Annotated in this window: 25 protein-coding genes and 2 riboswitches; of the genes, 1 reads left to right on the top strand and 24 read right to left on the bottom strand. The window is 37.8% G+C overall.

From position 1 onward, the window contains the following. Nucleotides 1-232: 232 nt before the first annotated feature. Nucleotides 233-1,219 carry a M23 family metallopeptidase gene (locus H0173_RS20305; RefSeq protein WP_396021283.1) on the top strand — a complete coding sequence of 329 codons (987 nt, stop codon included), beginning with the start codon at nt 233-235 and terminating at the stop codon, nt 1,217-1,219. Between the two features lie 58 nt (nt 1,220-1,277). Here the strand turns inward: H0173_RS20305 and H0173_RS20300 are convergent, their stop codons facing one another. The 24 genes from H0173_RS20300 to gcvH form a co-directional block, all read right to left on the bottom strand. After that, nucleotides 1,278-1,985 (bottom strand): ABC transporter ATP-binding protein, encoded by a 708-nt coding sequence (locus H0173_RS20300; RefSeq protein ID WP_221848605.1) that lies wholly within the window; start codon nt 1,983-1,985, stop codon nt 1,278-1,280. After that, a complete protein-coding gene (locus H0173_RS20295) occupies nt 1,978-2,766 on the bottom strand; it encodes an ABC transporter ATP-binding protein (protein ID WP_221848604.1) in 789 nt (262 codons plus the stop codon). Before H0173_RS20295 ends, H0173_RS20300 begins: the two co-directional genes overlap by 8 nt. Nucleotides 2,767-2,768: 2 nt before the next feature. Then, the gene (locus H0173_RS20290) at nt 2,769-3,704 is read right to left on the bottom strand and encodes a branched-chain amino acid ABC transporter permease (protein WP_221848603.1); all 936 of its coding nucleotides are present in this window, start codon (nt 3,702-3,704) and stop codon (nt 2,769-2,771) included. 11 nt (nt 3,705-3,715) lie between these two features. Further along, the gene (locus tag H0173_RS20285; protein ID WP_221848602.1) at nt 3,716-4,591 is read right to left on the bottom strand and encodes a branched-chain amino acid ABC transporter permease; all 876 of its coding nucleotides are present in this window, start codon (nt 4,589-4,591) and stop codon (nt 3,716-3,718) included. 151 nt (nt 4,592-4,742) lie between these two features. Then, nucleotides 4,743-5,945 (bottom strand): ABC transporter substrate-binding protein, encoded by a 1,203-nt coding sequence (locus H0173_RS20280; RefSeq protein ID WP_221848601.1) that lies wholly within the window; start codon nt 5,943-5,945, stop codon nt 4,743-4,745. A gap of 394 nt (nt 5,946-6,339) precedes the next feature. Continuing rightward, the gene (locus H0173_RS20275; RefSeq protein WP_221848600.1) at nt 6,340-7,422 is read right to left on the bottom strand and encodes an HD-GYP domain-containing protein; all 1,083 of its coding nucleotides are present in this window, start codon (nt 7,420-7,422) and stop codon (nt 6,340-6,342) included. Between the two features lie 239 nt (nt 7,423-7,661). Further along, nucleotides 7,662-7,964: a YunC family protein gene (locus tag H0173_RS20270; RefSeq protein ID WP_221848599.1), complete on the bottom strand. Its 303-nt coding sequence runs from the start codon at nt 7,962-7,964 to the stop codon at nt 7,662-7,664. Nucleotides 7,965-8,112: 148 nt separating this feature from the next. Continuing rightward, entirely contained in the window at nt 8,113-8,958 is an 846-nt protein-coding gene (locus H0173_RS20265) for a DUF72 domain-containing protein (RefSeq protein WP_221848598.1), read from the bottom strand. A gap of 68 nt (nt 8,959-9,026) precedes the next feature. Then, complete coding sequence (gene sufB / locus H0173_RS20260; protein WP_221848597.1) at nt 9,027-10,424, bottom strand: Fe-S cluster assembly protein SufB; 1,398 nt, start codon at nt 10,422-10,424, stop codon at nt 9,027-9,029. A 47-nt stretch (nt 10,425-10,471) separates the two neighbouring features. Continuing rightward, on the bottom strand, nt 10,472-10,909 hold the full coding sequence (gene sufU, locus H0173_RS20255) for a Fe-S cluster assembly sulfur transfer protein SufU (protein WP_221848596.1): 438 nt from the start codon (nt 10,907-10,909) through the stop codon (nt 10,472-10,474). After that, a complete protein-coding gene (locus H0173_RS20250) occupies nt 10,899-12,128 on the bottom strand; it encodes a cysteine desulfurase (RefSeq protein ID WP_221848595.1) in 1,230 nt (409 codons plus the stop codon). The genes sufU and H0173_RS20250 overlap by 11 nt, the downstream gene beginning before the upstream one ends. Then, complete coding sequence (gene sufD / locus H0173_RS20245; RefSeq protein WP_221848594.1) at nt 12,128-13,435, bottom strand: Fe-S cluster assembly protein SufD; 1,308 nt, start codon at nt 13,433-13,435, stop codon at nt 12,128-12,130. The genes H0173_RS20250 and sufD overlap by 1 nt, the downstream gene beginning before the upstream one ends. Before the next feature lie 18 nt (nt 13,436-13,453). Continuing rightward, complete coding sequence (gene sufC, locus H0173_RS20240; RefSeq protein WP_221848593.1) at nt 13,454-14,239, bottom strand: Fe-S cluster assembly ATPase SufC; 786 nt, start codon at nt 14,237-14,239, stop codon at nt 13,454-13,456. A gap of 329 nt (nt 14,240-14,568) precedes the next feature. Next, a complete protein-coding gene (locus tag H0173_RS20235; protein ID WP_221848743.1) occupies nt 14,569-14,763 on the bottom strand; it encodes a YuzK family famiily protein in 195 nt (64 codons plus the stop codon). 229 nt (nt 14,764-14,992) lie between these two features. Next, a complete protein-coding gene (locus H0173_RS20230) occupies nt 14,993-15,856 on the bottom strand; it encodes a MetQ/NlpA family ABC transporter substrate-binding protein (RefSeq protein ID WP_221848592.1) in 864 nt (287 codons plus the stop codon). Between the two features lie 12 nt (nt 15,857-15,868). Then, nucleotides 15,869-16,537, bottom strand: a complete 669-nt coding sequence (locus H0173_RS20225; protein WP_221848591.1) for a methionine ABC transporter permease — start codon at nt 16,535-16,537, stop codon at nt 15,869-15,871. After that, entirely contained in the window at nt 16,530-17,561 is a 1,032-nt protein-coding gene (locus H0173_RS20220) for a methionine ABC transporter ATP-binding protein (RefSeq protein WP_221848590.1), read from the bottom strand. The genes H0173_RS20225 and H0173_RS20220 overlap by 8 nt, the downstream gene beginning before the upstream one ends. A 205-nt stretch (nt 17,562-17,766) precedes the next feature. Continuing rightward, nucleotides 17,767-17,873: riboswitch (SAM riboswitch) on the bottom strand. A gap of 129 nt (nt 17,874-18,002) precedes the next feature. Next, entirely contained in the window at nt 18,003-19,319 is a 1,317-nt protein-coding gene (locus H0173_RS20215) for an O-acetylhomoserine aminocarboxypropyltransferase/cysteine synthase family protein (protein WP_221848589.1), read from the bottom strand. A 115-nt stretch (nt 19,320-19,434) separates the two neighbouring features. Next, nucleotides 19,435-19,537: riboswitch (SAM riboswitch) on the bottom strand. 92 nt (nt 19,538-19,629) lie between these two features. Next, entirely contained in the window at nt 19,630-19,959 is a 330-nt protein-coding gene (locus tag H0173_RS20210; protein WP_221848588.1) for a hypothetical protein, read from the bottom strand. Between the two features lie 173 nt (nt 19,960-20,132). After that, complete coding sequence (locus H0173_RS20205; protein WP_221848587.1) at nt 20,133-21,404, bottom strand: MFS transporter; 1,272 nt, start codon at nt 21,402-21,404, stop codon at nt 20,133-20,135. A 139-nt stretch (nt 21,405-21,543) separates the two neighbouring features. Continuing rightward, on the bottom strand, nt 21,544-21,852 hold the full coding sequence (locus H0173_RS20200; protein WP_221848586.1) for a thioredoxin family protein: 309 nt from the start codon (nt 21,850-21,852) through the stop codon (nt 21,544-21,546). A gap of 6 nt (nt 21,853-21,858) precedes the next feature. Continuing rightward, on the bottom strand, nt 21,859-22,215 hold the full coding sequence (locus tag H0173_RS20195; protein WP_221848585.1) for a toprim domain-containing protein: 357 nt from the start codon (nt 22,213-22,215) through the stop codon (nt 21,859-21,861). Between the two features lie 191 nt (nt 22,216-22,406). Continuing rightward, the gene (locus tag H0173_RS20190) at nt 22,407-22,643 is read right to left on the bottom strand and encodes a YusG family protein (RefSeq protein ID WP_313770676.1); all 237 of its coding nucleotides are present in this window, start codon (nt 22,641-22,643) and stop codon (nt 22,407-22,409) included. Nucleotides 22,644-22,810: 167 nt separating this feature from the next. Then, on the bottom strand, nt 22,811-23,194 hold the full coding sequence (gcvH, locus tag H0173_RS20185) for a glycine cleavage system protein GcvH (RefSeq protein ID WP_221848583.1): 384 nt from the start codon (nt 23,192-23,194) through the stop codon (nt 22,811-22,813). Nucleotides 23,195-23,206 lie beyond the last annotated feature (12 nt).

Raw genomic sequence — 23,206 nt, 5'->3', positions numbered from 1 at the left:
TGAAGGTTGATTTATAAGCTTCTTTTCAGACAGACTTATGACCTTGATCATTCAGGCGCTGCAGCTATATATTTATTCTTCAAAACGTAAAATACACTCATATGATGCAACTGTAACACATGAAGAAACCTAGGACAAGTTGCAAAATTTTGATTACCATTAATTGATATATATTTATTTTTTCAAAAATCACAAACTAAATAAGCATATGTTTGATAAAGGGAGGACTACTGTGAGAATTAAAAAAATTGCTATTTTAACATTGATTCTTTCCATTATTCCCGTATGGGACGGACAAGCACAACCTAGTCCTAATGATGTTTACAATAGTCGTATGGAAGTATATAAAAGAATTGAAGCTGTTACACATATTCCTTGGTATTATCTGGCTGGTGTTGATCAATATGAACGAAATGTAAGACAAGCCCGTAGAGATATTCCAAAAGCCAAAGGACTAACAGCTATTTATTTCAGACCAGAAAAATGGGCAGGTCCCTTAAATCCTAATCCAACTGATGATAATCTGTTATCAATTCAGCTTTTTAATGGTGTGGGTCTTGATGGGGACGGAGACGGAAAAGCTTCCATAACGAATGATGTAGATGTTCTTTATACATTTGCAAATCATCTTCTCTCGTATGGAACTGATCACGATAATATCAAAATTGGGCTATGGGATTATTATAAACGTGATAAGACGGTTAGCATTATAATTGGTAAAGCCAGACTCTATAAACATTTTGGAAGATTGGATTTAGATAAACATGCTTTCCCGCTTCCTATTAGAAGTCACTACACCTATAAAAATACATGGGGTGCTGCCCGTGGCTGGGGTGGAAGAAGAATTCATGAAGGAACAGACATTTTTGCAGGATATGGTGTTCCTGTCCGCGCCACAGCTTATGGGATTGTCGAAATGAAAGGCTGGAATCGATTTGGCGGATGGCGAATTGGGATAAGGGATATTAATAATAATTATCATTATTTCGCTCATCTAAATGGATTTGCCAAGGATATAAGGGTTGGCCAAATCGTTGAACCCGGAATGTTAATTGGCGGTGTGGGAAGCTCTGGATATGGACCTCCAGGCACATCAGGCAAATTCCCACCTCATTTACATTATGGAATTTATAAGGATAATGGTTTTACCGAATGGTCCTTTGATCCTTATTCACATTTACGTTTGTGGGAAAGACAGGAACGGAACAGAAAAAAATAGGCTAGAAAAAGAAACAGGGTCAACTAACGCAATATGCGCAAGTTTGACCCTTGTTTCATTAATGTCCGCCCAAATATGCTTTCTTAATTTCTTCGCTCTCCTGAAGCTCTGCAGCTGTGCCAGAAACGGTTACACGCCCTGTTTCAATTACATAGGCACGGTTAGCAATCGATAAAGCCATGTGTGCATTTTGCTCAACAAGCAAAATCGTTGTACCTTCACGGTTTATATCCTCAATAATTTGGAAGATTGTTTTTACCATTAATGGTGCAAGCCCCATAGAAGGCTCATCTAGCAATAGAAGTTTCGGTCTTGCCATAATGGCTCTTCCCATAGCTAACATCTGCTGCTCCCCGCCTGAAAGAGTTCCAGATAACTGTTTTCTTCGTTCAAGCAAACGCGGGAACGTTTCGTATACCTTTTGTATATCTTTATGGATTTCCTTAGAATCCTTTCTTAAAAACGCACCGAGCTCAAGGTTTTCTTCCACTGTCATATTTGAAAAGACGCGACGTCCTTCAGGAACGTGAGAGATTCCAGCTTTCACTATTGACTGCGCAGCCTTTCCTCCAATGGAATCCCCTAAGTATTGGATAGAGCCATTCTTTGGTTTAAGCAATCCTGATAAAGTTTTTAGGAGTGTACTTTTTCCGGCACCGTTCGCACCAATAAGAGTTACAATTTCCCCTTCATTTACTTCTAATGAAACACCCTTAAGTGCTTGAATATTACCATAAAAAACGTCAATTCCATCTACTTTAAGCATGATCTGAGTCAACCTCCTCACCTAAGTAAGCCTCGATGACTTTCGGATGATTTCGAATTTCTTCTGGTGTTCCATGTGCAATAAGCTGTCCATGGTCTAATACATAAATTCTTTCACAAATACCCATTACTAAATTCATATCATGCTCAATTAACAATATCGTCAGATTGAATTTATTTCGGATGAACGCAATTAGTTCCATGAGCTCATGAGTTTCTTGCGGATTCATCCCTGCAGCAGGTTCATCAAGTAATAACAGCTTTGGACCTGCCGCTAAGGCTCTTGCGATTTCTAGTCTTCTTTGTTGTCCATATGGAAGATTTTTTGCCTTTTCATCTTTGTATTTATCTAATTGAAATATCTTTAGGAATTCAATTGACTTTTCTTCCATCTCTTTTTCCCCCGAGAAGTGAGTAGGGAGACGTAAAATCGAGCTAAAAATCGAATGCTTCGCTAATGAATGATAAGCTACTTTAACATTATCCAAAACAGAAAGCTCATTGAACAGGCGGATATTTTGAAACGTACGGCTTATGCCTAGTCGGGTTACTCTATAAGGAGGTAACCCATTAAGGCGTTTTCCTTCTAATAAGATGTCTCCTTCAGTTGGAACATAAACCCCAGTCAGCAAGTTAAAGCTAGTTGTTTTTCCCGCACCGTTAGGACCAATTAGTCCAATCAGTTCACCCTGGTTGATTTCCATGCTAAAACCTTGTACAGCCTTTAATCCGCCAAACTGAATGCCTGCTTCTTTTACCTGTAGTAAAGGTGTATTGCCCATAACTAGTTACCTCCTTTCGCGCTTTTCCACTTGAATAAATCTGTAATCTCGCGTGTTCCCATCAATCCTTGAGGACGATATAACATCACGATTACTAGTACAAGACTGTACATAATCATTCGAGTTTCTGGATAATCCTGCAAGAAGGTAGAAACTAGTGTTAATAAGATAGCTGAAATGACTGCCCCTGATAAGCTTCCTAACCCACCAAGTACTACAAAAATTAAAATGTCAAAGGATTTTAAGAATCCGAAGTTTGTTGGCTGAATAATATAGAAGTTATGTGAATACAAGCCGCCTGCTACCCCAGCAAAGAATGAGCCAAGTGCAAATGCGATAACCTTATAATAAGTTGTGTTAATACCCATTGCATCGGCAGCAATTTCATTTTCACGAATTGAAATACATGCACGCCCATGTCTAGAGTTCGTAAAGTTCATAATAACTAAGATCGTAATAAATAGACAGATAAACGTATATGTCCAAGTTGTTAAGTGGGAAACCTGCATACCAGCAGCTCCGCCAACGTAGTCAATATTTAGGAAAACGATCCTGATAATTTCTGCAAATCCTAATGTCGCTATCGCTAAATAGTCACCTTTTAAGCGAAGACTCGGAATCCCAACAAGAAGACCTGCTAAAGCAGCGACAATTCCGCCAACGATTAATGCAACCGGAAAAGGCAGATGCAGTTTCATCGTAATTATGGCTGAAATATAAGCACCAACGGCTAGAAATCCAGCATGCCCGATGGAGAATTGGCCTGTAATCCCGATAACTAGATGTAGACTGACTGCCAGGATAATATTTATGCCAATAAAGATGAGTGTATTAGAATAAAATGGATTTAAGATTCCAGCATTAATGAGAAATTGAATAACTCCATAGACGACGATTGATAAGATTAAATATAGCCAAAATCCTTTTGCCTTTTTCATATATATTTCACCTACACTTTCTCTCTAGCATTTTTACCGAAGATGCCCGACGGTCTAAATAAAAGGATTAAAATGAGAATAATAAATGCTGCTGCATCTCTCCATAATGAGAAACCGAAAGCACTTACAACTGTTTCAACGACTCCAAGCACTAGTCCCCCAACCGCTGCACCAGGAATAATACCGATTCCGCCTAGAACGGCAGCAACGAATGCTTTTAAACCTGGAATAATCCCCATTAATGGATCTATTTTCGTATAATACACACCAAAAATAACACCTGCTGCCCCTGCCATCGCTGAACCAATCGCGAATGTAGCAGAAATTGTGTTGTTAACGTTAATTCCCATTAAACGAGCCGCGTCCATATCATGAGATACTGCACGCATTGCTTTACCGATTTTTGTTTTGTGAACGATAAATTGCAAAATAAGCATTAGAATAATAGAAACGGAGAGAATTAATAAAGATTGGCTGCTAATTTGAGCTCCAAAAATATCAAAGGATTTATTTGGTAATACATTTGGATAAGCTTCCGGCTGTGCACCACGAACGTAGATCACTCCGTATTCGATAAGAAGGGAAACCCCAATTGCAGTAATCAATGCAGCAATTCTTGTTGCATTTCGCAGACGCTTATAAGCGATTCTCTCAATCAGAACCCCAAAGATTGCACAAACGGTCATCGCTAATATTAATGCTGGGAAGAAACCTAATCCCCAAACCGAAATAGCGTAAAATCCAACAAACGCGCCAATCATAAATACATCGCCATGAGCAAAGTTAATTAATTTTATAATTCCATAAACCATCGTGTAGCCTAATGCGATTAACGCATAAATACTCCCGAGTGAAATCCCGTTTATTAATTGCTGTAACCATTCCATAACTCTCACTCCTTTTTAGAAAAGCGGAAGCGCCTTGTCCAGCATCGTCAAGCACAAGACTTTACAACTTTCGACAGAATTCCCTAATTTTTTTACCATTGGGAATGGAAAATGGGAGGATAGGATAATCCCCCCACTTTCTAGGTTAATCTTAAGGATTAACTTTTGTTTTGAATTTTTGCTTACCATCAACATACTCTAGAACAGTTGCTGATTTAATTAAGTGATGATTCTTATCAACAGTGATTGTACCAGTGATTAAAGCTAAATCTTTTGTTGCTGCAAGAGCATCTTTAATTTTTTCTGAATCAGAAGTTGTTCCAGCACGCTTCATTGCGTCAACTAACATGTAAACTGTGTCATAGCCAAGTGCATTAAATGCATCTGGTGTTTTGCCATCGTACTTATCTCCGAAAGCTTTAACAAACTTTTGAATTGTTGCATCTTGATCTTCAGCAGAGTAGTGGTTGATGATGAATGTATTATTCAATGCATCTGGACCAGCTAATTCAACTAGCTTAGGAGAATCCCAGCCATCTGCTCCCATTAACGGAACAGTAATACCCATTTCTCTAGCTTGCTTAACGATTAGACCAACTTCTTCATAGTATCCTGGAATGAAAATGAACTCCGGATTTGCTGCTTTAATACGAGTTAATGTTGAACGGAAGTCTGTATCCTTAGCAACATATGACTCAGAAGAAACGATTTTGCCTCCAGCTTTTTCAAATGTTTCTTTAAATGAAGCTGCAAGACCCTTTGCATAATCACTTGCATTATCTGCAAAGATTGCTGCATTTTTTACATTTGCATCGTTTAGAGCAAAGTTAGCTGCAACTGTTCCTTGGAACGGATCAATAAATGCAGTACGGAAAACGTACTCATTAACAGAACCATCCTCACGAACTGTTACAGTTGGGCTTGTTCCAGATGGAGAGATAAGTACAGTCTTGTTATCGTTAGCAATTTGCGCTTGAGCTACAGTATTACCGCTTGTTGCCGCTCCAATAATCGCTGTAACTTTATCTTGGCTTGTTAATTTAATGGCAGCGTTTGTTGCCTCAGCTGCATCTGATTTATTATCAACTTTGATAAGTTCAATTTTCTTGCCATCTACACCGCCAGCTGCGTTGATTTCATCAACTGCTAAATCAACCCCCGCTGCAATACCTGATCCATATGATGCAACAGCTCCTGATAGCTCTAAGTTTGCACCAATTTTAATAGTATCTCCGCCGCCCTTTGAGCCTGAAGACTCTGAACCGGCATCTTTGCTGCCGCTGCAGCCAGCTAGAATACCAGCCATCAATGTTGTTGCCATAACGACTGATGTTAATTTCTTTTTGAAAACCATTTGTTTTCCCCCTTTTCTCTTATCTGATTGTTCTAACTATTCAAAACGCAGGAAGGTATCATAAGCTAGATTACAAGATTAGAATAATCTATCTGATTGCTTCCTATGTAAGTCAGCCAAATTTCCTAATTTAAACAAATATATTAGGAATTTGAATATTTCTGACTATTTGATTTAATATAAACATAGTATATTATTTTTCGATTAGTCTGTCAAAACATTATTTTGGCAATAATAATATTTTTTCAAAAAAATATTGATAGTTCATTTGACATATAGTCTTTTTTCGTACAAATTATGCAAATTATATCCCTGAATGTAATTAAATTCAAAAAAACCTCCTTAATATAAGGAAGGCCTTTAATAATAGCTATGTTAATTAAAATTATTACTTTCATTCGGTGTCACAGCTTATAATAACGACACTTAACTCATTCTTCAGATCAATCTCGTAAGGAGTAACCTTGACTCCGCTTTCCTCTAATATCCTTATGAGTGGACGATCACCGTAGCCTGTGTTTTGTCCTGAAACAATTCCTCTTCTTCCGTCATTTAGAACAACTGATAACCCAACAGGATATATAGCGACAGCGAGCCTAAATGCTTCAATTACCTTTTGATCAAATAACGTACCCGAACCTGAATAAAGAATTTCAAGCCCTTCACTTGGTAGCATTGCTTTTCGATAAACTCGATTTGACGTAATCGCATCAAAAACATCTGCAACTGCTATAATTTTTCCGAAATAATGAATATCTGACCCTGCTATCCCCCTCGGATATCCTGAACCATTCATTCGTTCATGATGCTGGTAGGCGCAATGGGCAACTAGAAGAGGGATGGAATGTACTTTCCTTAAAATCTCAAAACCTTCCTCAGTATGTTTCTTTATGTCCTCATATTCACTATCTGTCAGCTTATCAGGCTTTAATAATACATCAAGAGGTACTTTAAGTTTCCCTATATCATGAAATATTGCCCCTAATCCTAACGTCTCAAGTTCCTTTGGTGTGAGCTTTAACTGCATTCCAATGGCAAGTGAATATAATGTGACATTAAGAGAATGCATAAAAATATAATTATCATGGGTAAACGCATCAGAAAGAAGATTTAATAAATCCTGTTTCTCTCTTATCTCAGTTAATAAGTGGCGTATAATATCAGAAAATCTTTTGGATGCTTTCTCTACAACAAAGGAACTGGTTAGCTTTGGATCTTTTTGGATTTGCTCAAATGTGCTGCTAATAGTCTGAATTGCTTCTCTGCGAGTAGAATCCGAAATTGTCTCATTATACTCAATGTCTTCGGTTCCTTCTTCTTTAATAAATATATAACTAATTCCTAATTCTTGAAGGCGCTCGATCATCTTTTCTTTTAAAGTGATTCCTGCATTTACTAATATTTGTCCCTTTTCATTGTAAATAGCTTTTGCTAGGACTGCTCCAGCTTCTACATATGATGTTGCAACTAGTCTCATTGATTACACCTAATTTCATTGCAATATTTCCATTTTTGGATTTCCATCATTCCTTATTCGGAATATTTTTCTACTTTTTACGACATTTTTCCTATTATTTCTACATTAACCTTTTAACTATACGGATTTCAACCTACAATAGTCCTTTTTTAAATTTTTTTAGTCAATCTTTTTGTGAATTGCCTTGTTAATCAAATCTGGACAGTATGTATTAAAAAAAGGCACCCATTGTGGCATGCCTAAATCATCTTTAGAAGAGCTTCTCTTCCAATCATTCCTTTATGAATACCTAAAGCTTCCGCTTCATATGTGACAGATTCCAGCGGTGCATCTAAAAGCTGTTCGATCGTTTTAACTCCCACCGCTCTTCCGGCAATAACTTTTCGATCTTTCAGCTTTTCATTTAATAAGGCTACGTCAAGAGCACCACACATTATATATCCTTTATCATTTGTAACGACAAGTAAATTTGTTTTTGGCAATTGTACCGAGACACATTGAAATGAGTGCCCCTGAATGTCTATCGGTTTTAAATCAATCAATGAATAAACACTCCTTTCCTTTCCCTTAACAACGTATGCACGGAGAATGGAAATGTGTATTCTAAATAAAATCGATAATACTTGAAAAATTACAAAGGAGAGATAAAAGACGAGAGCAATCGGATAAGACCGATTGCTTTAAGGAGAATTAAAATAAATTCAATTGCCGAGGTGCTAAATCATTATATTCTATATCCATTAAATCAATGAGCTGCTTCGCGTTATCAGCTGCGTCTCCGCCAGAGTTATTGTTAAATACAATATAAACATTTTTACTGCTTCGCTTTAATTGTTTTATGTGTTCAGCCCATTCTAGAAGCTCTTGATGATTATAGCGGTATAAATATCTTACCTCCCGCCAATTCTCGGCGTTTTTCTTTTGCCATCCATGATTATTTCTGCCATGAAAACGAACAAGCACTTTATCGTTTCCCAGAGTATCAAGTACAGCGGGTATTGATCCTTCCCCTGCTTGAGGCTCATCACAAATGGAATGAATCCAGTTTTCACTTTTCATAAATTCTAATGTTTTATCCTTATATTCAGGTTTGAACCATGATTGGTGCCTAAATTCAAGTGCACAGGGTAGATCCCCCATCTTTTCTTTACACCAGCGCAAATAATGCACATTCTGTTTTTTGCAGTCAAACCAAGGTGGAAACTGGAATAACACCATTGCTAATTTATTTCCTTCAATATATGGCTGAAGTGACTCTTTAAAGACCTTGAACATTTCATCTTTATCCTGAAAAGGAATCTCCCCTCGTTCATGCCCTGTCATCCCTTGATATGCCTTAACAATAAACTGAAATGTGTCGGGTGTGTCTCTCACCCATTTTTCTGAATTACGCTTGGGCTGAACGGCATAGAAGGTCGAATCTACCTCTACAGTTGGAAAATAGCCACTATATTCCTTTAATTTTTCACGTGGTGAAATATTATGTGTGTACAGGCTATCATGGTCCCCCCATCCGGTAACACCGATTAAAATCATGGTTCCACCTCCTCAATAAATAGATTTAAAAAATCCGCCTACCTTATAGGTAAGCGGAGATAAGTTTATTAACCAATAGAGCCTTCCATTTCGAACTTGATTAAACGGTTCATTTCAACCGCATATTCCATTGGAAGCTCTTTTGTAAATGGCTCGATGAAGCCCATTACGATCATTTCAGTTGCTTCTTCTTCTGAAATCCCACGGCTCATAAGGTAGAATAATTGCTCTTCAGATACTTTAGAAACTTTTGCTTCGTGCTCTAAAGAGATATTATCGTTCATGATTTCATTGTATGGAATTGTATCAGAAGTTGATTGGTTATCCATAATTAACGTATCACATTCGATGTTAGCACGTGCACCATCCGCTTTGCGTCCGAATTGAACGATTCCACGATATGTTACTTTACCGCCTTGTTTAGAGATCGATTTAGATACGATCGTAGAAGAAGTGTTTGGAGCTAGGTGGATCATTTTCGCCCCTGCATCCTGGTGCTGACCTTTACCTGCTAATGCAATAGAAAGTGTCATTCCACGAGCGCCTTCTCCTTTAAGAATAACTGCTGGATACTTCATTGTTAACTTAGAGCCAATGTTACCGTCAATCCATTCCATTGTCGCATTTGCTTCACAAACGGCACGCTTCGTAACAAGGTTATATACGTTGTTAGCCCAGTTTTGGATTGTTGTATATCGGCAATAAGCATCCTTCTTAATGATGATTTCAACAACTGCACTGTGAAGTGAGTTTGTTGTGTAAACAGGAGCTGTACAGCCTTCTACATAGTGAACATGTGCGCCTTCATCAACAATAATTAATGTACGCTCAAATTGACCCATGTTCTCAGAGTTGATACGGAAATAAGCCTGTAATGGCGTTTCAACCTTAATTCCTTTTGGAACATAGATGAAAGATCCGCCAGACCAAACAGCTGAGTTGAGAGCAGCAAATTTATTGTCTGTTGGAGGAATTACTTTTGCCCAGTGCTCACGGAAAATATCTTCATTTTCACGTAGTGCAGAATCTGTATCTTTAAATACGATTCCTTGTGCTTCAAGATCTTCCTGCATGTTATGGTAAACAACCTCTGATTCGTATTGAGCAGAAACCCCTGCTAAATATTTTTGCTCAGCTTCTGGGATACCTAGCTTATCAAACGTTTGCTTGATTTCTTCAGGTACTTCATCCCAAGAGCGCTCTGTCTTTTCAGATGGTTTTACATAGTACGTAATTTCATCAAAGTTTAATGACGCTAAATCTCCGCCCCATTGCGGCATAGGCATGCTGTAGAAATGCTCTAATGATTTTAAACGGAAGTCTAGCATCCATTGCGGCTCTTCCTTCATTTTTGAAATTTCTTCAACAATTTCTTTTGTCAATCCGCGTTTTGATCGGAAAATGGAAACGTCTTTGTCGGCAAAACCATATTTGTAATCGCCGATCTCAGGCATCTTCTTTGCCATCGTCGTATTCCTCCTTAAAAGTGTCAAGCGTGTGCAAGGCACTTACATTATTTCGAATCCTCTTTTAACCCTTTTTCCATGGCTTTCCACGCTAGTGTGGCACATTTGATTCTGGCAGGGAATTTAGCAACTCCCTGCAGGGCTTCGATATCGCCAAGGTCTAAATCATCATCATAATCTTTTCCCTGCATTATATGTGAGAAAACTTCTGAAAGCTTTAAGGCATCTTCAACGGTTAAGCCTTTAATGGCTTGGGTCATCATGGAAGCAGAAGACATGGAGATCGAGCAGCCTTCGCCCTCAAATTTCGCATCGGTTACTTTTCCATCCTCGAGCTTTAACGTCAATTGAATACGATCTCCGCAAGTCGGATTATTCATATTGATCGTTAAGCTGTCGCCTTCTAGCACCCCTCTATTACGAGGGTTTTTGTAATGGTCCATGATTACTTGTCTATATAGAGTATCTAAATTGTTAAAAGACATCGCTGAAATACTCCTTTGTTTTGACAAGCCCTTGAACAAGCTTATCAATCTCTTCTTCTGTATTGTACAGATAGAAGCTTGCTCGTGCTGTCGCCGAAGCCTTCAACCATTTCATTAGAGGCTGTGCACAATGGTGACCGGCACGTACGGCAATTCCTTCAGCATCCAATACAGTTGCTACATCATGCGGATGTACATCATCAAGATTAAAGGTTACAAGGCCAGTGCGTTTTGACGCTTCTTTCGGACCGTAAATCGTAATTCCCTCAACCTCGGACATTTTATCCAATGCATAAGCCGCAAGCTTATGCTCATGTGCTTCAATATTATCTAAACCAACCTCTTGTAAGAAATCGATCGCTGCTCCTAAACCAATAGCACCTGCAATGATCGGAGTGCCGCCTTCAAACTTCCAAGGCAGTTCCTTCCAAGAAGATTCGTATAATCCTACAAAATCAATCATTTCTCCGCCAAACTCAATTGGCTCCATATTTTCAAGAAATTGCTTCTTGCCATATAGAACACCGATTCCTGTTGGGCCGCACATTTTATGACCAGAGAAAGCAAAGAAATCACAGTCTAAGTCCTGAACATCTACCTTTAAATGCGGCGTGCTCTGTGCTCCGTCTACAACCATAACGGCTCCATTTTCATGAGCAATTTTCGCAATTTCTTTAATGGGATTGACAACACCTAATACGTTAGAAACCTGCATAATGGATACTAGTCTTGTATTACTAGTTACAGTATTTCTCACATCATCAAGAGAAATCGTGCCATCCTCCTGGAGAGGCAAGTATTTCAGTATTGCACCTGTATGCTTGGCAACCTGCTGCCATGGAATAATGTTGCTATGATGCTCCATATAAGAAATGACGATTTCATCGCCTTCTTTTAGGTTTTCTCTCGCATAGCTGGCAGCCACAGTATTTAAAGCAGTTGTCGTTCCTCTAGTAAAAATAATTTCTTCCGTTGATTTCGCATTGATAAATTTTCGTACCTTTTCTCTTGCACCTTCATAGCCGTCTGTCGCTCTAGTTCCGAGTGTATGAACGCCTCTATGCACATTCGAGTTATATTCACGATAATATTTATCTACCGCTTCAATCACCTGTACAGGCTTTTGCGATGTCGCTGCACTGTCCAAATAAACTAGCGGGTTCCCATTGACTTCCTGGTGTAAAATTGGAAATTGTTTGCGAATATCCTGGATATTCATTATTTTACTTTCCTTTCGATAACTTCCACAAGCTGCTTGCTAACTCCCTCAATAGGAAGTGCATTAACAACCGGTGCAAGGAATCCATGAATAACAAGACGCTCTGCTTCAGTCTTTGGAATTCCACGGCTCATTAAATAGTAAAGCTGAAGTGGATCAACACGGCCTACTGAAGCAGCATGCCCTGCAGTTACATCATCTTCATCGATTAATAGAATTGGGTTTGCATCTCCGCGAGCTTTTTCATTTAGCATAAGTACACGAGATTCCTGAACAGCGTTCGATTTAGATGCGCCATGCTCAATTTTACCGATTCCGTTAAAGATTGATGTAGCAGAATCCTTCATAACGCCATGCTTAAGGATAAATCCTTCCGTGCTTTTACCATAATGAACGATGCTTGTAGTAAAGTTCTGTGTTTGATCACCGCGTCCTACAACAACAGTTTTAGTATCCCCGAAAGAGCCGTCCCCAATTAAATTCGTTACATTTTCATAAATGGTATTACTGTCGTTCATTAATCCAAGAGCCCACTCAATGCGAGCATCTCTTCCAGCAACACCGCGGCGGTTAACATATCCAGTTAATCCTTTAGCGAGTGTATCTACTGCTCCGTACTGTACCTTTGATCCCGCTTTTGCAATCACTTCAGTAACAATATTGAATACACTGTTTGCTTCAGCGATTGTTGAAACATAGTTTTCAACATACGTTACAGAGCTGTTATCCTCAGCAACGACGATAACATGATTGAAAAGTGTAGCCTTTTCATTATCATGAATGAAAACTGCCTGAATTGGTTGGGCAACTTCTACATTCTTAGGAACATATAAGAAAACTCCACCATTCACTAATGCTGCATGTAAAGCAGTAAGGCGGTGCTCATCTGCTTTTACCCCTTCAGTCATGAAGTACTTTTGCAATAAATCGCTATGCTCTCTGGCAGCTGTGAAAATATCAGTGAAAATGACACCTTTATCTTGAAGTTCTTTAGATACAGCAATATATGTTGGTCTGTTGTTGCGCTGAATATATAAATTTTGTTCTGCAGCTTCTAGGTTGATTAACGTTTTAACATCCTCTGGCAGATCATTTAATGATGGGAAATCATCACTGCCTACGATATGCTGCTCAAACTGTGTTAAGTTCCAGTTTTTAATGTTTGTTTTATCTGGTTTAGGCATTGGCAGATTTTCAGAGTTTGCAAGGGCTTGTAAACGAAACTCTGTCAGCCATGCTGGTTCACCCATATCTTTTGAGAAGGAGCTTATGTACTCCTTATCCAAAATTCTCGTTTCTGTTGACATAATGGATCCTCCTAACAATTACGCTTCTTGGCCAACCGTTTCGTCTTCAATACCTAGCTCTTTTTTAATCCAGTCATATCCTTCTGATTCTAAACGTTGTGCAAGCTCTGGGCCACCAGATTTTACAATGCGTCCTTGCATCATTACGTGTACAAAGTCAGGTGTAATGTAGTTTAGAAGACGTTGATAGTGAGTAATAATTAAGCAGCCGAAGTCTTCTCCGCGCATTTGGTTAATTCCTTTAGAAACAACCTTTAATGCATCGATATCAAGACCTGAATCAATTTCATCTAAGATTGCAATTTTTGGCTCAAGCATCATTAATTGAAGAATTTCATTACGCTTTTTCTCACCGCCGGAGAATCCTTCATTTAAGTAGCGCTGTGCCATATCTGGATCCATTTCAAGGAATTCCATTTGGCTGTCCATTTTACGGATGAATTTCATTAATGAAATTTCGTTTCCTTCCTCTTGACGGCTGTTAATAGCTGAACGTAAGAAATCTGCATTCGTTACTCCGCTAATTTCACTTGGATATTGCATAGCTAAGAACAGACCTGCACGAGCACGCTCATCTACTTCCATTTCAAGAACATCTTCATCATCTAGAGTAACGCTTCCTTTTGTCACTTCATATTTCGGATGACCCATGATAGCGGATGAAAGCGTTGATTTTCCAGTTCCGTTCGGTCCCATGATCGCATGGATTTCTCCGCCTTTAATTTCAAGATTTACACCTTTTAATATTTCTTTGCCTTCAATTTCAACATGAAGATCATTAATTGTTAACTTAGAACCTGCCATTACAATACCTCCATCAATAAAAGAAGATTTTATCTTACGGCAAATGGCCGCAACCCTCTATTCTCATTTTATTCTCATTACAATCTTATAACAAATGAAAAGTATTAGCAACTCTTTCAGCTAGTAAACACTTTGCGTGTAGTGGAAACGTGGAACGATATGTATACAAAGAATACGAAGCTTCATTTTACAGCTCACCTGTATAGATTTCCCTCTATCATTCTGTTCATGTATAGATGAAAACGAAGAAGTTTTTTTGGAAAAACGAGCAAAAAGAGGATCAGCATCAAAAACTGAATCCCCTTTTCTTCATTAATATATGTTTGATTCTATGAATGAATCTTTCTTTCAAAATCCGCGAGCATGCGCTGGCTCTTTACATATTCTTCCTGGCGCTTTTTCTCAACCTTCATTCTGACGTCATGCTTCTGACTATACAATGCGTAGCCTACACCGTGAGCGCCGCGCATTGCTTTCTCCATTCCAGTAGTGTAATTTAAGTGCAGCTGGTTAATAAAAACCAATCCTTTCATCTTCACGAATTATAATTCACGTTAAGATTTTACACTGATATTTACTGAATTACAAAGACAATTTCAAGAAATTTTTATATAAAAAATAGTCATTTTTGACGTGTTAAACGCTTACATTCGCATCATTCTTACAATATTGTTTATATTCTTTAGAATAAATAATTTTGTAGAAATTATGTCCAAAAAAAAATCGCCAAGAGTGGCGATTTTTTCATTTACATTAGAATGCAGGAACAACTGCACCATCATATTTTTTAAGGATAAAGTTTTTAATTGCATCTGAATGAAGCACTTCTAATAAAGTTTTAATTGTTTCTTTATTTTCATCGCCTTTGCGAACAGCGATGATATTAACGTATGGAGAATCACTGCCTTCAATTGCGATTGAATCCTTTAATGGGTTCAGACCAGCATCAATTGCATAGTTTGAGTTAATTACAACTGCATCGCCTTCATTATTGTTAAAAATTTGCGGTAATAATGATGGCTCATAATCTGTGTCAAATTTTAAATTCTTTGGATTTTCAACGATATCATCAATTGTAGCTGCAGATTTTTCAACGCCTTCTTTTAACTTTAGAACTCCTTGAGATTCAAAAATAGAAAGAATACGTCCGTGCTCAGCTACTGAGTTACTAATAATAATATGTGCATTTTCAGGAAGATCACTTAAGCTCTTATATTTCTTGGAGTAAATACCCATTGGCTCAACATGAACGCCGCCTGCATTAACAAAATCATATCCGTTTTCTTTAATTTGGTTCTCTAAATAAGGAACATGTTGGAAATAGTTAGCATCAATTTCTTTAGCTTCTAGAGCTTTGTTAGGAAGAACATAATCTTGGAATGTAACGATTTTTAAGTCAATACCTTTTTCTTTTAATAACGGTTTTGCTTCTTCAAGAATTTCAGCGTGAGGAACATTAGATGCTCCAACTACTAATTTTGTTAGTTCTTCTGTTTTCGCGCCTTCTCCTGCATCGCTTGCATTGCTGCTGTCTTTTTCATCTTTCTTTGTTCCACATGCAGCAAGTACTAATACTAATGCAAATGTTAGTAAAAGTGACAACCATGTTTTCTTCATTACAATCTCCCCTTATCTTTTGTCTAATTTACTTGTTATTACATCACCAATAAATTGGATGATAAATACGATAATAAGAATAATGATAGTAGCCATAAGCGTTACATCATTTCTGCTTCTTTGGAAGCCTTCTAAATAAGCCAAGTTCCCTAGTCCGCCTGCTCCGATTACACCAGCCATTGCTGTATAACCAACTAAAGCAATTGCGGTTACCGTGATACCTGAAACGAGTGCAGGCATGGATTCTGGTAATAATACTTTAAAAATGATTGTGCTTGTTTTTGCACCCATTGATTTTGCTGCCTCAATAACGCCTTTATCAATTTCTCTCAAACCAATTTCAACCATTCTTGCATAGAATGGGGCTGATCCAATAATAAGTGCCGGAAGTGCTGCATTCTCTCCTATCATGGAACCAATAAGGAAAATCGTGAATGGTATTAATAATACGATAAGGATTAAGAATGGAATGGATCTAAATATATTAACAATGGCACTAATTACTTTATTAACTACCGCATTTTCCCATATATTTCCCTTTGACGTTAAAAAAAGTAATAAGCCTAGAATAATGCCTAGAATGAAAGTTGCAATCACTGAGATGCTTGTCATATAAAGAGTTTCTATTGTTGCTTCCCACATCTTTTCCCATTTAACATTCGGAAACCATTCATTAAGCATTCGAAATCACCTCCACTCCAACATGCTTGGACTTGATGAATTCTATTGCTCTTGCAATCTCTGATTTCTCACCGTCTAAGTGAATATATAATGTTCCATAGGAGCCATTTTGAGTTTGCGAAATTTTCCCATGAAGAATATTTACAGTAATATGAAAGTCCCGAATCAAATTCGTAATTAACGGCTGTTCAACAGAGTCACCTACAAAGCTCAATTGAACGATTTTTCCGTGTGGATATAATTGAGTAATTTGATCAATAATTTCCTTCGTTTCTTCAGGATCTGATTCTGTAATTTGATTTACAAATCGCTTTGTGATTTGTTGCTGAGGATTTTTGAATACATCAATAACTGGTCCTAGCTCAACAATCCTTCCGCTTTCCATTACAGCAACTCTATGGCAAATTTTACGAATAACGTTCATTTCATGTGTGATTAGAACGATTGTTAATCCTAAGCGCTTATTAATATCAACCAATAATTCAAGAATGGAATTAGTAGTTTCTGGATCCAGTGCAGATGTTGCTTCATCACATAATAGAACCTTTGGATTGTTTGCTAGCGCTCTAGCAATACCGACGCGCTGTTTTTGCCCGCCGCTAAGCTGAGATGGATATGCATTTTCTCTTCCTTCTAATCCAACTAGCTTAATGAGCTCATCAACCCGTTTTAGTCTTTCCGCTTTCGGTACACCTGCTATTTCAAGAGGAAATGCTATATTCTGTCTTACAGTTCTCGACCAAAGCAAGTTAAAATGCTGGAATATCATGCTAATATCCTGTCTTGCCTTTCTCAAGCTATTTCCTTTTATATGTGAAACTTCATTATTAGCAACAACAACTGACCCGCTTGAAGGAATTTCGAGTCCATTTAACATTCGAATTAGGGTACTTTTTCCTGCTCCGCTATAACCAATTACCCCGAAAATTTCTCCTTCATTTATCTCTAAATTAACATCCTCAACGGCAAGTACCTCTCCTTGCTTAGACGGATATATCTTCTTTACATTTTTAATCGAGATCATTTTTTTGCTTCACCCTCTTTACATCCTATTTTTATATTATAAGAAGAATTAAATATGCCCATTCATTCTTTTCTTATTCGTATCTATTGATATATAGATGGCAAGGATTTTGTGTTTCGGTCCATTCCTACTATTATTTACTATTAATAGCGAAAAAAAATGCCTTTCTGTTATGAGCAGAAAGGCATACTTTTGTTGATCCTTTCCCTCATCTTCCAAAACAATTAATGCTTTGTGTGAATTGGCACCATTTCATTTACTGACGGTTGCCGGGTTTCATCGGGCACATCCCTCCACCTCTCTTGATAAGAGCTTGACATCTATATTCAATTAACACTTTAATCTATTTAAGCATTGTTATTCACGATTGATATCGTAACACGGATATAAAGAGGGGTCAACGGTAAAAAATTGGAACACTCAATTTACTTCGAATTCGTTTTATGCATTAACAGATAATGAGGTTATCCCTGTTGCTGATTCAATGGCCTGCTCTAGATCTTCAATCAAGTCATCTACATTTTCTATGCCAATCGATAGACGAACTAAATCCTCAGGAACTCCGGCTGCTTTTAGCCCCTCAGAATCTAACTGCTGATGAGTTGTGCTAGCAGGGTGGATCACTAGGCTCTTAGCATCTCCCACATTGGCTACATGAGCCCATAGCTCTAGACTATTAATAAACTTCGCTCCAGCTTCTCTTCCACCAGCAATGCCAAATACTACGACAGACCCTGCTCCTTTTGGCAAATATTTATCTGCTAATGCTTTGTCAGGGTGATTTTCATTTCCTGGATATAAAACCCAGTTCACAGCTGGATGAGATTCCAAATATTCTACTACTCTCTTTGTATTAGCAATATGCTCCTTCATTCGAACATGAAGCGTTTCTAGACCAAGAGTAAATTGGAAAGCATTTTGCGGACTTAGTGCAGGACCTAAATCTCTTAATAGCTGTACCCTCGCTTTAATAATATAAGCAACTGGTCCCAATGCCTCACTATAAACAAGGTTATTATAGCTTGGATCTGGCTCAGTGAAGCCAGGGAATTTTGGAGAATTCCAGTCAAATTTTCCACCATCTACAATAATCCCACCAAGAGTTGTACCGTTTCCTAACAGCCACTTTGTTGCAGAATGGATAACAATATCAGCTCCATGTTCAATTGGTCTGCATAAATATGGAGTCGCAAATGTATTGTCAATCAAAAGAGGAACTCCGTTTTCATGTGCAATTTCTGCTACCTTTTCAATATCTAAAACCTTTAAACTAGGGTTTCCAATCGTTTCTGCGAATACAGCTTTCGTTTTCTCTGTAATAGCACTTCGGAAGCTTTCCGGATCTTCTGGATCGACAAACTTCACTTGAATTCCGTATTTTGGAAGGGTAACAGCAAATAAATTATACGTTCCGCCATAAAGGTTAGAGGCTGCGACGATTTCATCTCCAGCTTCAGCAATATTTAATATTGCTAATGTAATAGCTGCCATCCCGCTGGACACTGCTAATGCTCCAACTCCGCCTTCTAATAATGCAACTCTTTCTTCAAAAACTGTAACAGTAGGATTGTGAATACGTGTGTAGATATAGCCATTTTCCTTTAAACCAAATAAATTAGCTGCATGTTCTGTATTCTTAAATTGGTAAGCATTATTTTGGTATATAGGCACAGCTCTAGCTCCAGTCACAGGATCGGGCTGCAGGCCGCCATGTACACCTAATGTTTCAAATCGGTAGTTCTTTTGTTTTTCTGACATTTTCATCTCTCCTTTTTTATGCAATCCATCTGCTTAATTGTTGATTTACTGCTATTTTTTATAAAAGAAGAGTTGAAAAAACCCTCTTCACTAAGAAGAGGGATGATATCATCTCTTCTTATCTGCCAGAGTCAAAATACTCTGCTGGAATTAGCACCGCGTAAAATACCGGTTGCCGGGCTTCGTAGGGCCAGTCCCTCCACCTCTCTTGATAAGAATATTTAGTTAGGTTACTTAAGTTATTAAAGTGATACTATCATATAGATTTTAGGCAGTCAACAGTTATTTTAGAAATTTCAGACTAAATAATTTACTTTTTACAAAGATAAAAGAGAGACTCTAAAAGAAGCAACTTTCGAAAAGTAGTTTCAACAGAAACCTTTTTCCATTTCATTGCTTCTCTTAACTTTTCTCCACCGGTTAAAATAATATTTATGCTTTCTAATGAGCCTGAAATAATCGCATCATAGGTTGAATTTTGATCTGCAGAATGGATAAAAATATTGCCTCCTCGAATTTCAAAAGGAATTTCTTCATTCCCAGCCTTAAGGCAAATTAAAAAAGAAGCTTCCTGTATTAACCTCTTAATATGTGATTTCTTGTTTACTTCCTCTAGAAATTCCGAAGCCATATTATGCACTTTCTTCACCTCAAAATCTTTCTATGATTTCTTTCCAATAACTACATTCAACAAAATTACTTGCACTCCTTCTATTTATGTTCGACATAAAAAACACAATAAAAAGACAATGCCTCGACTTTTTTCAGCATTGCCTTTCATTTCCCGAGAAATATGTCTTTATTTTTCAAAAATCAAACTGCTTTAATGGCCGATGCCGCTCTTTTTGTCTTATTATGGTTTCTAAATACTAAATAGAAATAGACTGATCCTATTAAGTATAAGGAAGCCGTAATCGAAAACACAAGTGCGTAGCCCCAATAAGCCCCATACTTTATAACGATTCCGGTTGAAACGGGCCCCATTGTTGCCCAGCCAACGTTAAACACCATCTGATTAATTGAGTTTGCGAGCCCTTTCATGGAGTCATCAACCTTTGACATCATAAGTGACATTTGAATAGGGTTGCCTGCATTCATAAGTGCCTGTCTAAATAAAAATCCAACTGCGGCAAGCCAAAGATTCTCTGTATATGCAGTAAGAAGGAGAAATGGCAGTGACAGCAGCTGAAGAATGACGACAGCTCTCACCTCTCCAACCTTTCTAACAACCATCGGCCCTATGATCATCGCAACTGCGGTGGCAGCCTGCCCCATAGAAATAATAAAACCAATAACTGAATTTGATGCTAAAAATCGGTCAGCAAAATATAGATTAAGATATGGAATGACTAATCCTGCCCCCACCCCTATTAATAACTGGGCAAAAGCAAAGAGAAAGATCATTTTAAAACTATCATTTTTAAAAAACATCTTATTAAAGGATGCCTTTTTAAGCTTACGTTCTTGTGTAGGGGATGGTTTTGTCTCCTTAAATCGTGTGATCGGAATGACCCCAATAAGGAAAAACACACCACCAATAAGAAGAGTGATTCGAATGCTGTTTAATGGCGAGGTGAATAGCGTAAATAGGTCAGTCAATATACCTCCACTTAAATTTCCAATTACATTAGCACCTGTCATAACAGCAAAATGGATGCTAAATAAATGTACCCGCTGTTCAGGTGTTGAATTTTCAGCAAGCCATGGGATTCCGGACACTTGAAGAAAAGCAGATGTCAAGCCAGTAAGAAATGCAAACAGCAGCAAAAGAGATTGAACCTCAATAACACTTCTGAATAATAAAACAATTCCCGTCGTAACTGCGCCAATCAGCATGGCTTTTTTTCGCCCTGCCCTATCACTTATGATACCCGCAGGAACAAGTATTAAAGCAGTAGCAAGTGCAGTCAGCGAAATAACCTGCCCGTTTATTATTTCTGTAAAACCAAGCTCGCGAATATAGAAATTATAAATAACCATAAAAATACCAAAGCCAATTTGTGTATAGACATTTGCTAAAATGGCTTGCTTAATGTTGTGGTTATAGCCTTTTATCTGGTTTGCCCACTCTTTATAAAATGCCATTGATGCTTCTCCTTAGAATTATTTCGTATCCCTAAACATAATACCTTTATATGGAAGCACTTGTAAATATAAAAGTATTGAATTATTCGTCAGTTATTTAAATGCAAGCAAAAATGCCAGGACTGATTTCCTGACATTCTTAAAGAGTACTTTTAATTTTATCTAATAGGTAGGGAACGGAGTGAAAAGCGTAAATTTTATCCTGAATATGGCCATCTTTAAACATAATAAGGCATGGAACACTTTCTACCCCAAGCCTCTCAGCCAAATCGGGTATATAGTTTAAATCAGCTTTCCCAATTGGCAGTTCAGAAACAAGCTCTTCAATGACTGCTAGCATCTTACCAGCCACTTGGCAAGTTCCGCATAAAGGAGTATATAAATATAACAATCCAGCTCTGTTCTCTTGAAAAATATTGTCAATTCCCTCTAGTGACCAATCCTTCAAAGACTCTCATCCTTTATCTAAAAACTCTGTATACACGTCGATATTTGCTGCTAAAAGTACGGTTGCTAAGTGGTGCTCCGGTGCTGTAGCCACCTCTCGATACATGCGATCAATATATAGGTGCTCTGCCTCTGGAAACTCCCTTTTAAATTGTTTCCTGAGTTTTTCACCTGCTGCATCAGCATCGACTAAAATAAAAACATCTTTATCATAAAGCATATCAATTAATTCATCTAGTTTTGTGACTCCAATGGTTCCATTCGTGCAAATAATCTCAACAGGCTCACTTACAATGGCTTGCACCTTTCTCTTATCTGTCGTACCTTCCACAATAATGACCTTTTCCGTCACTGCCTCATTCATATTCATCACCTGAACAGAGTTGTCGTTTTGCCCAAAGGGCTATTATTTGAAAAGAAGTATTTCTTTTACCATACCATATTCAATATTCTTAACATAAGTGTTGATCTCCTGCTTTATTATTTATTTGTAGTTTTTCACATTTTTTATAATTGGGGATAAAAAATAAACAGCGGAAAGCCCTCCGCTGTTTATTAGCACCAGCCTCCCTCATCACAATCAGTATATTTGGCATGGGGATGCTCTGTCGTCGTTACATGTTGATATATTTTTTGCTGATCCGTTTCGTAATGATGATCCATTTGTATCGAAAAACCTTCGGGTAACTGGATGTTACCAATTTTTTCGTTTTCTAAGTAAAGTTCAATCTCTCCATTTTTTAGCTTTCCCACTACACGGTCTGTTATATCTATTTTCTGTTGTTTTAACACCACAATACTCATCCTTTCATGAGAGGATCTGTTTATAGTGTTCCCCCTATAGAGGAATTATTATTTAGATATATTAAGACGAAAGAAAGGAAGTCCCTTGAACAGAGACTTCCTTCACTGATTAGCAATAGACTTATGTAAAATGTCCATTTGCGGTATGAAATTAATTAGTCTTCTTTTACCATTTCTTCGTATTGTTCAGCAGTCATTAACTTATCTAACTCGCTAGCGTCAGAAAGCTCAACAACAATCATCCATGCTTTTTCATATGGAGATTCGTTTACGAATTCAGGATTATCGCTTAAATCTTCGTTAACAGCGACAACCTTACCGCTTACTGGTGAATAAAGTTCAGAAACTGTTTTAACAGATTCTACGCTTCCGAAAGGCTCGTCCGCAGTTACCTCGTCGCCTACCTCTGGCAGTTCAACGAATACGATATCTCCAAGCTCAGATTGAGCAAAGTCAGTAATACCAATACGTACTTGCTCGCCTTCTGTTTTTACCCACTCATGCTCTTCTGAATAACGCAATTCTTTTGGTGTGTTCATTATAACCCCTCC

The organism is Bacillus sp. S/N-304-OC-R1 (genome assembly GCF_019749375.1).
In the GTDB taxonomy this organism is placed as follows: Bacteria; Bacillota; Bacilli; order Bacillales; family Cytobacillaceae; genus Cytobacillus.
This window is presented reverse-complemented; position numbering and strand designations above follow the sequence as displayed.

Coding starts and splice junctions, on each gene's coding strand:
- H0173_RS20280 (WP_221848601.1), bottom strand. CDS start 5,945: ATGGTTTTCAAAAAGAAATTAACATCAGTCGTTATGGCAACAACATTG.
- H0173_RS20225 (WP_221848591.1), bottom strand. CDS start 16,537: ATGCTTAATGAATGGTTTCCGAATGTTAAATGGGAAAAGATGTGGGAA.
- H0173_RS20230 (WP_221848592.1), bottom strand. CDS start 15,856: ATGAAGAAAACATGGTTGTCACTTTTACTAACATTTGCATTAGTATTA.
- H0173_RS20195 (WP_221848585.1), bottom strand. CDS start 22,215: ATGAATGAGGCAGTGACGGAAAAGGTCATTATTGTGGAAGGTACGACA.
- sufD (WP_221848594.1), bottom strand. CDS start 13,435: ATGTCAACAGAAACGAGAATTTTGGATAAGGAGTACATAAGCTCCTTC.
- H0173_RS20285 (WP_221848602.1), bottom strand. CDS start 4,591: ATGGAATGGTTACAGCAATTAATAAACGGGATTTCACTCGGGAGTATT.
- H0173_RS20265 (WP_221848598.1), bottom strand. CDS start 8,958: ATGATTTTAATCGGTGTTACCGGATGGGGGGACCATGATAGCCTGTAC.
- H0173_RS20205 (WP_221848587.1), bottom strand. CDS start 21,404: ATGGCATTTTATAAAGAGTGGGCAAACCAGATAAAAGGCTATAACCAC.
- H0173_RS20295 (WP_221848604.1), bottom strand. CDS start 2,766: ATGGGCAATACACCTTTACTACAGGTAAAAGAAGCAGGCATTCAGTTT.
- H0173_RS20250 (WP_221848595.1), bottom strand. CDS start 12,128: ATGAATATCCAGGATATTCGCAAACAATTTCCAATTTTACACCAGGAA.
- sufU (WP_221848596.1), bottom strand. CDS start 10,909: ATGTCTTTTAACAATTTAGATACTCTATATAGACAAGTAATCATGGAC.
- gcvH (WP_221848583.1), bottom strand. CDS start 23,194: ATGAACACACCAAAAGAATTGCGTTATTCAGAAGAGCATGAGTGGGTA.
- H0173_RS20215 (WP_221848589.1), bottom strand. CDS start 19,319: ATGTCAGAAAAACAAAAGAACTACCGATTTGAAACATTAGGTGTACAT.
- H0173_RS20300 (WP_221848605.1), bottom strand. CDS start 1,985: ATGCTTAAAGTAGATGGAATTGACGTTTTTTATGGTAATATTCAAGCA.
- sufB (WP_221848597.1), bottom strand. CDS start 10,424: ATGGCAAAGAAGATGCCTGAGATCGGCGATTACAAATATGGTTTTGCC.
- H0173_RS20220 (WP_221848590.1), bottom strand. CDS start 17,561: ATGATCTCGATTAAAAATGTAAAGAAGATATATCCGTCTAAGCAAGGA.
- sufC (WP_221848593.1), bottom strand. CDS start 14,239: ATGGCAGGTTCTAAGTTAACAATTAATGATCTTCATGTTGAAATTGAA.
- H0173_RS20275 (WP_221848600.1), bottom strand. CDS start 7,422: ATGAGACTAGTTGCAACATCATATGTAGAAGCTGGAGCAGTCCTAGCA.
- H0173_RS20290 (WP_221848603.1), bottom strand. CDS start 3,704: ATGAAAAAGGCAAAAGGATTTTGGCTATATTTAATCTTATCAATCGTC.